14 protein-coding genes are annotated in these 11,383 nt (G+C 60.0%); 9 read left to right on the top strand and 5 right to left on the bottom strand.

The annotated features are described in order from the left end of the window. Positions 1–178 precede the first annotated feature (178 nt). Complete coding sequence (locus C5750_RS26040; protein ID WP_105738296.1) at positions 179–556, top strand: DUF4180 domain-containing protein; 378 nt, start codon at positions 179–181, stop codon at positions 554–556. Here C5750_RS26040 and C5750_RS26045 read toward each other — a convergent pair. Both C5750_RS26045 and C5750_RS26050 read right to left on the bottom strand, forming a co-directional pair. Beyond that, complete coding sequence (locus tag C5750_RS26045; protein ID WP_105738307.1) at positions 553–1,581, bottom strand: LacI family DNA-binding transcriptional regulator; 1,029 nt, start codon at positions 1,579–1,581, stop codon at positions 553–555. The two genes, C5750_RS26040 and C5750_RS26045, sit on opposite strands and share 4 nt — an antisense overlap. A 54-nt stretch (positions 1,582–1,635) precedes the next feature. Then, positions 1,636–1,962: a hypothetical protein gene (locus C5750_RS26050; RefSeq protein WP_105738297.1), complete on the bottom strand. Its 327-nt coding sequence runs from the start codon at positions 1,960–1,962 to the stop codon at positions 1,636–1,638. A 308-nt stretch (positions 1,963–2,270) separates the two neighbouring features. On the opposite strand from C5750_RS26050, the gene C5750_RS26055 reads away from it, so the two are divergent. From C5750_RS26055 to C5750_RS26080, 6 genes are all read left to right on the top strand, one after another. Next, positions 2,271–3,074, top strand: coding sequence for a transporter substrate-binding domain-containing protein (locus C5750_RS26055; protein WP_105738298.1), 804 nt, complete (start codon positions 2,271–2,273; stop codon positions 3,072–3,074). Positions 3,075–3,138: 64 nt separating this feature from the next. After that, positions 3,139–3,843 (top strand): amino acid ABC transporter permease, encoded by a 705-nt coding sequence (locus tag C5750_RS26060; RefSeq protein WP_105738299.1) that lies wholly within the window; start codon positions 3,139–3,141, stop codon positions 3,841–3,843. After that, entirely contained in the window at positions 3,840–4,499 is a 660-nt protein-coding gene (locus tag C5750_RS26065) for an amino acid ABC transporter permease (protein ID WP_105738300.1), read from the top strand. Before C5750_RS26060 ends, C5750_RS26065 begins: the two co-directional genes overlap by 4 nt. Further along, complete coding sequence (locus C5750_RS26070; RefSeq protein ID WP_105738301.1) at positions 4,480–5,211, top strand: amino acid ABC transporter ATP-binding protein; 732 nt, start codon at positions 4,480–4,482, stop codon at positions 5,209–5,211. Before C5750_RS26065 ends, C5750_RS26070 begins: the two co-directional genes overlap by 20 nt. A 27-nt stretch (positions 5,212–5,238) precedes the next feature. Continuing rightward, the gene (locus C5750_RS26075) at positions 5,239–6,174 is read left to right on the top strand and encodes a 2-hydroxyacid dehydrogenase (protein ID WP_105738308.1); all 936 of its coding nucleotides are present in this window, start codon (positions 5,239–5,241) and stop codon (positions 6,172–6,174) included. 32 nt (positions 6,175–6,206) lie between these two features. Next, a complete protein-coding gene (locus C5750_RS26080; protein ID WP_105738302.1) occupies positions 6,207–7,091 on the top strand; it encodes an NAD(P)-dependent oxidoreductase in 885 nt (294 codons plus the stop codon). Here the strand turns inward: C5750_RS26080 and C5750_RS26085 are convergent. Next, positions 7,088–7,594 (bottom strand): gluconokinase, encoded by a 507-nt coding sequence (locus C5750_RS26085; RefSeq protein WP_105738303.1) that lies wholly within the window; start codon positions 7,592–7,594, stop codon positions 7,088–7,090. The two genes, C5750_RS26080 and C5750_RS26085, sit on opposite strands and share 4 nt — an antisense overlap. Continuing rightward, on the bottom strand, positions 7,591–8,358 hold the full coding sequence (locus C5750_RS26090; protein WP_105738304.1) for an SDR family oxidoreductase: 768 nt from the start codon (positions 8,356–8,358) through the stop codon (positions 7,591–7,593). The genes C5750_RS26085 and C5750_RS26090 overlap by 4 nt, the downstream gene beginning before the upstream one ends. Positions 8,359–8,525: 167 nt before the next feature. On the opposite strand from C5750_RS26090, the gene C5750_RS26095 reads away from it, so the two are divergent. Beyond that, entirely contained in the window at positions 8,526–9,560 is a 1,035-nt protein-coding gene (locus C5750_RS26095; protein WP_105738305.1) for an L-idonate 5-dehydrogenase, read from the top strand. A 205-nt stretch (positions 9,561–9,765) separates the two neighbouring features. Continuing rightward, positions 9,766–11,199 (top strand): aldehyde dehydrogenase family protein, encoded by a 1,434-nt coding sequence (locus C5750_RS26100; protein WP_105738306.1) that lies wholly within the window; start codon positions 9,766–9,768, stop codon positions 11,197–11,199. On the opposite strand, the gene C5750_RS26770 is transcribed toward C5750_RS26100, so the two are convergent. Beyond that, the coding region (locus C5750_RS26770) for a hypothetical protein (protein ID WP_210203314.1) at positions 11,184–11,383 on the bottom strand (200 nt) is incomplete at its 5' end. The two genes, C5750_RS26100 and C5750_RS26770, sit on opposite strands and share 16 nt — an antisense overlap.

An 11,383-nucleotide genomic window follows, 5' to 3' on the forward strand; every position in this document is an offset into this window, starting at 1 on the left:
GCGCAAAAACAGGAGCGCCTGAAGTTCGCTACCCCTGTGCTGCAATATATTCGTCGGCTTATAAAGCTTCAGAAAGCATCAAACTTTCATTCAGCTCAACCTGAATAACTATTGCACCGGTTTGCTGCGGCGGTAATTTGTCATTGTCCATAGGGGCAGCCAAAGGAATGACCGGCAGATGAGCGACGAGATAATCGAGATGCATGGCGTGCGCGTTCTCCTGTTTGCCGGAGACGGCGAAAAACTTGCCGCAGCGCAGGATGCCAATACTTTTCTCAGCGAGACCTGGGCGCGCGATGCGACGCTTGCCGTTATTCCGGTTTCCCGGCTGGGCGGTGATTTTCTCGACCTCAAAACCCGGATTGCCGGAGAAGTCATCCAGAAATTCGTCAATTATCAGGTTCGCCTGGCGATACTCGGCGATATCTCCGCATGGACAGACACAAGCAAGCCACTGCGCGACTTTGTCTATGAGACGAATCGCGGGCGCAGCCTCTGGTTTATCCGCGATCTGGCCGAACTCGATCAACGGCTGGCCGCGAATGCAGCCGGCTAACGCGATTTTCCTGCGGGTGCCGTCGTGCCACGCGTCACCAGTTCGAACCCGACATTGACCGCCGCTGCCGGTGTATAGTCGGGGGCGGTGCTGCGATCGAGAACCTGCAGCAGCAGTTCTCCCGTTCTACGGCCGATCTGTTCGGCATCAATGCGAATCGTCGTGATCGCCGGAACGCATTGCCGGGCAATATCGAAATCGCCAAAACCCATCAGCGAGAGATCGCCGGGCACTTTGATACCGCGCCTGTGACATTCCATCAGCGCGCCGACGGCGGAAATGTCGGAAACGGCAAAGATTGCCTGCACATCCGGTGCCCGTTCCAGCAATATGCCGAGGGTGAGGGCACCATGATCGTAGGAAACCGGCGCCAGCCCTTCGCGAATCACCAGTTCATCGCCGAGGCCAGCCTCGCGCAGCACCGAGGTAAAGCCGGCAAGCCGTGATTCGCCGCGCAAATCCTTCGCATCGCCGTCCATCCTGGATCCGAGTGCTCCGATTCGCCGGTGCCCCAATGCGAGGAGGTGCAGCGCTGCGGCGCGGCCCACTTCATAATTGGAAAAGCCGACCGCGTGGTCGATCGGATGTTGCGGTGTATCCCAGATTTCAACGATCGGAATGCCCGCCCGCAGCATCATTTCGTTTGCCGCTTTGGTGTGGGTGGTCCCGGCAACCACGATTGCATCGGGCCGCCGGGCCAGCATGGCACGGATGATTCGCTCTTCTTCCTCCAGCCGGTACATGGTGTAGCCGATGAGGAGCTGATAATCGGCCGGGCGCATGGCCTCGGCAAGACCCTGCGCGGTATCGGCGAAATTGGAGTTGGTGAGTGTCGGGAGAATCGCCGTGATGAAATTGGTGCGCCGGGAAGAAAGGCTGCCCGCCACCCGGTCCGGCACGTAGCTCAGCTGCTCGATGGCTTTCATCACGCGGTTTCGTGTTGATTCGGAAACCAGGTCAGGGTCCGCCAGCACCCGCGAGACAGTCATCTTCGACACGCCGGCGAGGCGGGAAACGTCGTGCATGGTGGCTTTGGGCGAAGATGGCGGCACGGTTCGGTCCTGTCTGTTCCGAATCAGTTACTTCGGGGCGATCCTGTTGTAAACCACGTGGTAGAAACGGCCGTCAAACATGCGCATCATTTCATCGGTGATGGCCCGGCCTTCGAGGCGTACCGGAGAGGCGAGAGCTTCCTTCACGGCATCCATCGTGGGGTAGTCGATTTCCTGGACCATGGCGATATCAGGCGAATCAGGGTCCGAATCAACCATGCGCATGACGCGCACCGCCTGGGCATTCGGCATGCGCTTCCAGACGGGCAGCAATCGCTCCTCCACCATTCGAAAGAAGGCCTCTTCCTGGCCTTTGCGAATCGTTCCCTCAAAAATGGCCGACCGGGTGAACATGAATCCTCCTAGCGTCTTCAGCGTGGCATTTTCGCCTTGCCACTTGTAATGATACCGATAACATGCTTGATTGGAAAAACAAGCAGCAAAATTGACAAGCCGTCAGGGAATGTTGCCGAATGGTTTGAACGGGCTGCGGATTGATGCTTTTGAACGGATTGCTGTCGAAGACACGCAGCGAGTATTGCGGGATCAACCGATTGAATGGGAATGTTATCGAGAACAATTGATACACACTGAGACTGGCGGGTGATGCTCGGGAGGCATTGCCGGAATCATGGACAAGACGACAAGTGGAGGAGACAAGAATGGGTATTTCAAAATCATTGCGCGTGATGATCGCGGCCGTCGGCCTTGCCGCTGCAGGGCTGTTTTCGGCAGTCGATGCCAATGCGGTCACGCTGAACGACATCACCTCGCGCGGCACCGTCCGAATCGGCGTGCTCACCGGGGCGCCGCCGATGGGCATGGTCGACGAGAAGGGCAATCCCACGGGTTATGACGTTGATGTCGCCAACCTGATCGCCGGTTATCTCGGCGTGAAGGCGGAACTTGTGCCGCTGACACCGCCATCGCGCATTCCGGCGCTGCAGACCGGCAAGGTCGATTTCCTCATTGCGACGCTCGCACCGACGGGCGAACGCGCCAAGACGGTCATGTTCACCCAGCCCTACAGCGCCTTCAACATGGTTATTGTTTCCGGTAAGGACCAGAAATTCGCCGCGCTCTCCGAACTCAGCGGCAAGCGTGTCGCGGTCAATCGCGGGTCGTCCCAGGAAGCCGCCTTGCGCAAAGTGGCCGTGCCGGGTCTTGAGCTTGTGGTCTATGAAGATGATTCGACGACAGCCCAGGCGCTGATCGCCGGACAGGTCGATGCGGTCGCGCTGCCGTCGACGGTGGCCGATGCGGTGTTGAAGCAGTTGCCCGATGCCGGTTTGCAGGTCGGTTTCACCTTCTTTCGCCAGGGAAACTCCATGGCAACGGCGCTGCAGGATTTCGAAATGCGCCAATGGCTCAACACGGCGATTTACCTGATGAAGAACTCCGGCGAGCTCGATGCCATTGCGGTCAAGTGGACGGGCCAGCCCATGCCGCAGCTGCCATCCTTCTGATCTGCCGCTCAATCGGTTCACCGGGCAAGACCTGCCCGGTGCCATTTTCCAATGGAGACCGGAGATGTCCTACACCTTCCAGTTTGGCGTCATCGCCCAATACCAGAATGAAATTCTGGCCGGCATATGGATGACGATCAAGCTTTCCGTGGCATCGATCATTCTTGGCTGTGCCGCCGGTATCGTGCTGGCGTCGGTCCGCTCGATGAAGCCTGGTATCGGCCGTATTCTCGTTGATGCCTATGTCGAGATCATCCGCAACACGCCGTTTCTCGTGCAGCTCTTCATTGTCTATTTCGGCCTGCCGGGGCTCGGATTGCGCGTCAGTGCGGTGACAGCAGCCCTGATCGGCATGACCATCAATCTCGCCGCCTATTCCACCGAGATCATCCGCGCCGGCATCGAATCCATTCACAAATCGCAGATCGAGGCGGGTGAGGCACTGGGTTTCACGCGGCTGCAGATTTACCGCCATGTCATCATCATGCCGGCCATTGCCAAGGTCTATCCGGCATTGTGCAGCCAGTTTGTCCTGATGATGCTGGCATCGTCGGTCTGTTCGGCCATCTCGACAAAGGAGCTCGCGGCATCGGCCGCCTTCATCGAATCGCAGAGTTTCCGCTCATTCGAAGTCTACATTGTCGTGACGCTCATCTATCTGGCACTGGCGCTCGCCTTGCGCGGCGTGCTGGCCATGATCGGACTGTGGCTGTTCGGCCGCCGCGTGGCGCGGCGAACCGCGATCGCTCTTCCGGAGGTGCAGGCATGATTCTCCGGACCTTCGGCTTCAGCGAATTCGGCTTTCTCGTCTCGGCGCTCCTGTGGACGGTCGTGCTGACCATCATTGCGCTCAGCGGCGGCGGCATTGTCGGCTTCGTCATCGCGCTCGCCCGCACATCCACGCACAAGTGGCTGAGGATAGTGGCCGCAACCTATATCCAGATCATCCAGGGCATCCCGGTGCTGATGATCCTGTTCCTGTCCTACTACGGGCTGAGCCTCGCCGGGCTGCAGCTGCCGCCTCTCGTGGCAGCGGGCGCTTCGATGACGATCTATGCATCGGGCTATCTCGCCGAGATCTGGCGCGGCTGCATCCAGTCCGTGCCCAAGCAGCAATGGGAGGCGTCCGAATCGCTCGCCATGACGCGCGTGCAGCAATATCGCTACGTGATCCTGCCGCAGGCGTTGCGCATCTCGTTGCCGTCAACCGTCGGCTTTGCCGTGCAGGTGGTCAAGAACACGTCGATCACCTCGATCATCGGTTTTGTCGAACTCGCCCGTGCGGGCCAACTCATCAACAATGCGACGTTCCAGCCCTTCCGCGTGTTTCTTGCGGTCGCGGCGCTGTACTTCGTCGTCTGTTATCCGCTGTCCCAGCTGTCGCGTTGGCTGGAAAGGAGACTCCATGCCAGAAGTCATCGTTGAAAATGTCCATAAAAGCTTCGGCTCGGTCGAAGTTCTCAAAGGTGTCTCGCTGACGGTCGAGCGCGGCGAGGTGATCGCGCTGATCGGCCGGTCGGGCTCTGGCAAGAGCACTCTGTTGCGTTGCATCAACGGCCTGGAAAAGATCAATTCCGGCCGCATCGAGATTGCCGGCCATACGGTGAGCAACGATCCCCGCCAGCTGCGGGAACTGCGCCGGGACGTCGGCATCGTCTTCCAGAGCTACAATCTTTTTCCTCACTTAAGTGTCGGCGAAAACATCATGCTGGCGCCGAAGATCGTCAAGAACGTTGCCAGGGCGCAGAGCCGTGAGACAGCGGAAAAAGTGCTGAAGCTGGTCGGACTATCCGAGAAGTTTGATGCCTATCCGGATGAGCTGTCCGGCGGCCAGCAGCAGCGTGTTGCCATTGCCCGCTCCCTCGCCATGCAGCCGAAAGTGATGCTGTTCGATGAGGTGACGTCTGCGCTCGATCCGGAGCTGACCGAGGAGGTGCTCAACGTCATGGAACAGCTGGCGCGTGACGGGATGACGATGATCCTGGTGACGCATGAAATGGCTTTTGCCCGCCGGGTCGCGACAAAAACCATTTTCATGCATCAGGGCAAGATCTGGGAAGAGGGGGCGTCGAAGGCGCTGTTCAGCGATCCCAAGACACCGGAGCTGCGCCAGTTCGTCAAAGCCGATGTCAAGTAAATCCATCCATTAGGGAATTCCATGATCATGCCGATCGATATTCTGCAGCTATGCCCGCTGATGCCCGCGCTCGAAGCGGATCTTGCCAGGCACTATACCGTGCACCGTTGGTTCGAGATGACGGACCAGCCGGGCTTCCTGAAATCCCATGCGGATAAAATCCGCGGTGTGGTGACGGGCGGCCATATCGGCGTTCCGACCGAGCTTGCGGCTCAATTGCCCAAGCTGGAAATCGTTTCGATCAATGGTGTCGGTTATGACAAAATCGACCTGAACGCGGCGCGCCAGCGCGGTTATCGCGTTGCCAATACACCGGATGTTCTGACCGCCGATGTGGCCGACCTTGCGCTTGGGCTGATCATCAATCTGGCGCGGCAGCTCATTCTGGCCGACAATCATGTTCGTGCAGGCAACTGGCCAAAGGGCGAGCTTGGGCTCGGGCACCGGGTAACCGGACGGCGCTACGGTATTTTCGGACTGGGCCGCATCGGCCAGGCCATCGCCAAGCGCCTTGTCGCCTTTGACGGGCAGATTTCCTATTCGGGGCGCCGCAAGCTGGATGTTCCCTATACATTTTACCCGACACTCGCGGAGCTTGCGGCCAATTGCGATGTGCTGATCATTGCGGCGGCGGCCTCTGCAGAAACAAAACATGTTGTTGATGCGGATGTGCTGAAAGCACTTGGCTCCGATGGCAGCCTGATCAATATCGCCCGCGGTTCGCTTGTCGACGAAACCGCTCTCGTTGCAGCCTTGCAGCATGGCACCATTGCGGGAGCCGGGCTTGATGTGTTCGCGGACGAGCCGCGTGTGCCGGAGGCGCTGTTCGGCATGACGAACGTCGTGCTTTCGCCGCACGTGGCCAGCGCCACCCACGAAACACGCCGGGCCATGGCAGACCTTGTGCTTGCCAATCTGGAAGCGCAATTTGCCGGCAAGCCGCTGCCGGCGGCGGTTGTTTGACAGATATCGCGATAGACAGGGGAAGAGCCGCCATGGCCGACGTACCGACGATTGCCGTTATTGGCGCCGGGCTCATGGGCGCCGCGATTGCGACGCGGCTCATCGAGACCGGTCATCCGGTCACGGTGTTTGACGTCGATGCGCCGAAGGTGATGGCACTTGTGGCCAAAGGCGCCGTGGCGGCACTTTCGGTTGCCGCGGCGACGGCGCAAAGCCGGTTCGTCATTCTGAGCCTCAACCATGCCGATATTGTCCGGGCGGTCGTGTTCGGCGCGGATGGCGTGGCTGCGGCTGCCGGAGCGGGCAGGCTGCTGATCGATATGTCGTCGATTGATCCGAAGGAAACCGCCGATATGGCGGCAAAGCTGGCGGAATCAACGGGGATGAAATGGCTGGACTGCCCGCTGTCGGGCGGTGTTCCCGGTGCGCTTTCGGGACGGTTGACCGTGATGGCTGGCGGCGATGCCGCCGACTTCGAGCGCGGCCGGACGGTCATGCGTCACCTCTGCGCCAATTATACGCTGATGGGGCCGAGCGGGGCGGGGCAGACGACGAAGCTGATCAACCAGCTGTTTTGTGCCGTGGCATTTCAGGCGGTTGCCGAGGCGGTGAAGCTGGCCGAAGCGGGCGGCGTTGATCCGGCGCTGATACCGCAGGCCTTGGCGGGCGGGCGCGCCGACGGCCGCATCATGCAGGAGTTCATGGTGAAGTTCGCCGCGCGTGATTACACGCCGACCGGGCGCATCGACAACATGTTGAAGGATCTCGATGCGCTGCAGGCCTTTGCGCTGAAGACGAAGACGCCGTTGCCGATGACCGGTCAGGTCGTTGAAATTCACCGGCTGCTGTGCGCCGCCGGTCTGGGCGCGCGCGATTCCGCCGAGATGATGCGGCTGCTCGACGGTTTCTCCGATTAATCCCGGAATGTCTGGGCTCTCAGCCATTCGACACTGGCCTCGACGATCTGTGTGATCGGATGCGCGACATCCTGCGTGAACACAAGTGGTTCACCCGTTGGCGATTCCAGCGTCGCCAACTGGCTGTCGAGCATGGACAGAGGCATGAAATGCCCGGTGCGCTTGCCCATGTGGTCGCGCAAGACTGCCAGGCTGCCATCGAGAAAAACAAAGGCGAGGGTCCCGCCCGCTTCCTGCCGCAGCCGGTCGCGATACATCTTCTTCAGTGCGGAGCAGGACACCACGACACCATTTTCCGCCTTGGCAAGTTCGGCGCCGATCTTGTCGAGCCAAGGCCAGCGGTCCTCGTCGGTCAGCGGAATACCCGCCGACATTTTCCGCACATTGCTTTCCGGATGCAGCACGTCGCCTTCGATGAACGGCAACGACAGTGCCGCCGCGATGCCCTCGCCGACCGATGATTTGCCGGAACCGCTCACGCCCATGACGATCAGTCTGATCATAGGGACGCCGTGATGCCGCCATCGACATGGATGACCTGACCGTTGACGAAGGATGACGCGTCGCTGGCAAGAAACACCGCCGCACCGACCAGTTCCTCGACATTGCCCCATCGTCCCGCCGGGGTGCGCTTTTCCAGCCAGCCGGAGAATTCCGGATTGTCGATCAGCGCCTGATTGAGCGGCGTCTTGAAATAACCGGGTGCGATGGCGTTGACCTGCAGGCCGTATTTGGCCCAGTCCGTGCACATGCCGCGCGTCAGGTTGCGGACGGCGCCCTTGGTCGCGGTGTATGGCGCGATGGAGGGCCGCGCCAGTTCGCTCTGCACGGAGGCGATATTGATGATTTTTCCACGCCCGCGCTTGATCATATGTTTTGCCACGCTTTGTCCGGCATAAAAGACACTGGAAATATTGGTCTGCAGCAGCAACTGCCACTTGTCTTCGGGAAAGTCCTCAAGCGGTGTGCGGAACTGCATTCCGGCATTGTTGAACAGAATATCAATCGCGCCAATATTTGTCTCGATCGTGTCGATGCCATGTTTAACGCTGTCCAGGCTGGTCACGTCGAACGCGGCCGCATGGGCTTTATGGCCCGCTGCCTTCAGTTCGGCAACGGCGGCATCGACCTTGGCCGCATCGCGGCCGTTGATGATGATTTCCGCGCCGTGTTCAGCCAGTCCCTTGGCCAGGGCAAGGCCGATTCCCTGGCTTGATCCCGTAACGAGGGCGCGTTTTCCCTCCAGGCTGAACAATGGATAGGCCATTCTTTGTTTCCTCCGGTTCTGCGGAATTCCGATTGCGGGATGTCATCGCTTCCTTCTCCGCTTGACATAAATGTTATCGATAACATATGCAAGTATTCCGGTGTTGTGGCGCTGAAAATGATCCCGGCCGTTGCGGCTGCAGGCATGATGCGCGAGGGGAGGAATGCATGAAGGCTGTTGTCATCCACGCGGCAAAGGACCTGCGCATCGAAGAGCGCGATCCGGGTGTTCCCGAAGCCGGGCAGGTGGATATTGCCATCGAGGCCGGCGGCATATGCGGTTCGGACCTGCACTATTACAATCATGGCGGGTTCGGCACGATCCGGCTGCGTGAACCGATGATCCTCGGCCACGAGATTGCCGGAACCATCAGGGCATTGGGGGCGGGGGTCAGCGGTCTTGCCGTCGGCGACCGTGTGGCGGTATCGCCCAGCCGTCCCTGCAACCAGTGCGATTATTGCCTGCAAGGGCTGCAGAATCATTGTCTCAACATGCGTTTCTACGGCAGCGCCATGCCCATGCCGCACATCCAGGGCGCATTCCGCCAGCGGCTGATTGCCGAGGCCTGGCAATGCCACCGGGTGGCGGATGGCGTTTCGATCAACGAGGCGGCCTTTGCCGAACCCTTTGCGGTGACGCTGCATGCGGTCAAGCGTGCCGGTTCATTGCTTGGCAAGCGCGTCCTTATTACCGGCTGCGGCCCCATCGGAGCGCTGACCATCCTGGCGGCACGCGCGCATGGTGCCCGGGAGATTGTCGCGACCGATGTCATGGATGCGGTGCTGCTCAAGGCCCGCGAGATCGGGGCGGACCGGACCATCAATGTCGCCGACCATCCGGAGCAACTGGCAGCCTATTCCGCCAACAAGGGCTCGTTCGATGTGATGTTCGAGGCATCCGGCAACGAACGGGCGCTGCGCGCCGGGCTCGACGTCCTGCGTCCGCGCGGCATTCTCATGCAGCTCGGCCTTGGTGGGGACATCGCCATTCCGCAGAACCTGATCGTCTCCAAGGAAATCGATCTGCGCGGCTCCTTCCGCTTCCACGAGGAGTTCGGTCTGGCGGTTGATCTGATCAGCCGGAAAATTGTCGATGTGAAGCCGCTGCTCACCGGCATCTTCACTCTCGATGAGGCAGTGCAGGCCTTTGAGGCCGCGGGCGATCGCAGCCGTTCGATGAAGGTGCAACTCGCTTTTGCCTGACATTCGCATCGGCAATGCGGCAAATGTCCATTGAAACCGCCTTCCCCTATGTTAAGGTCCGGCGCCACTTTCCCTTTGACAGAGCGTTGATGCTTCCGGGCGTATCGCCGAGGGTTTGTCCGGCGTGAGCATTTCGGGAGAAGGCCGGTCGACGGCCATAGTGTGGCGGCCCTTGGTGCCGTCATCAGGAAGGACAGAATATATCATGACAGTGCACCAGAACCTGATCGACGGCGCGTGGATCGGCGGCGATGCGATCGCCAACATCAACCCCTCCAACACCAATGATGTTGTTGGCGAATATGCGCGGGCGACAGCCGAAGACACGTTGAACGCCATTGCTGCAGCAAAGGCGGCATTCCCGGCCTGGTCGCGCTCCGGCATTCTTGAGCGTCACGCCATCCTGCGCAAGACCGCCGATGAGATCACGGCCCGCAAGGACGAGATCGGCCGGCTGTTGTCACGCGAGGAAGGCAAGACCCTGGCCGAAGGTATCGGCGAGACGGTGCGCGCTGCCCAGATCTTTGATTTCTTCGCTGGGGAAGTCCTGCGCCTGGCCGGCGAGGTTCTCCCCAGTGCCCGCCCGAACATCGGTGTTGAAATCACCCGGGAAGCCGTGGGCGTGGTCGGCATCATCACACCGTGGAATTTCCCCATCGCCATTCCGGCCTGGAAGATTGCGCCGGCACTCGCCTATGGCAATACGGTGGTCTTCAAGCCTGCGGATCTGGTTCCCGGCTGTTCCTGGGCGATTGTCGATATATTGCATCGCGCCGGCCTGCCGAAGGGTGTGCTCAACCTCGTCATGGGCAAGGGTTCGGTTGTCGGCCAGACCATTCTGGACAGTGCCGATGTCAATGCGATCACTTTCACCGGTTCGGTGGGGACGGGCAAGCGCGTTGCTGCGGCTTCCATCGAACATATGCGCAAGTTCCAGCTGGAGATGGGCGGCAAGAACCCGTTTGTCGTGCTCGATGATGCGGATCTGACCGTGGCTGTGGAAGCCGCCGTCAACAGCGCCTTCTTTTCGACCGGCCAGCGCTGCACCGCGTCGTCGCGCATCATTGTCACCGAGGGTATCCACGACCGGTTTGTCGCGGCGGCGACCGAGCGCCTGAAGAGTGTCGTTGTCGATGACGCCTTGAAAGCCGGAACCCATGTCGGGCCGGTGGTCGATCAGAGCCAGCTGAAGCAGGACGAGGACTATATCGCCATCGGCAAGACCGAGGGCGCCAGGCTGGCCTTCGGCGGCGAGCGGCTGACCCGGGATAATCCCGGTTTCTACCTGCAGCCGGCATTGTTCACCGAGGCGACCAACCAGATGCGGATTTCCCGCGAGGAAATCTTTGGCCCGGTCGCCAGCGTGATCCGGGTGAAGGATTACGAGGAAGCGCTGCATACGGCAAATGATACGCCGTTCGGCCTGTCCTCGGGTATTGCCACGACGAGCCTCAAACACGCCACGCATTTCAAGCGCAATGCCGAAGCTGGCATGGTCATGGTCAACCTGCCGACGGCAGGTGTGGATTTCCACGTGCCGTTCGGCGGGCGCAAGGGCTCAAGCTATGGCCCGCGCGAGCAGGGCAAATATGCCGCTGAATTCTATACGACCGTGAAGACGGCCTATACGCTGGCCTGACGCGGACTTTCTCTGTTTTCATGACAGACCGGTTTTTGACGGGCGGTGCGGTTGCACCGCCCGTATTCATTGGGTTCTTTGTCTGGTGGTTGTTGGGTTATCCCCAGGGGTTGTTTGGTTTGCTTGAGAAAGTTTTGATTTGAGCGTTTTTTTTGGAAAGGCGTGTTGACAGTTTTGGTTGGTG

Origin of the sequence: Phyllobacterium myrsinacearum (genome assembly GCF_002980555.1) — a bacterium.
Lineage (GTDB): Bacteria > Pseudomonadota > Alphaproteobacteria > Rhizobiales > Rhizobiaceae > Phyllobacterium > Phyllobacterium myrsinacearum.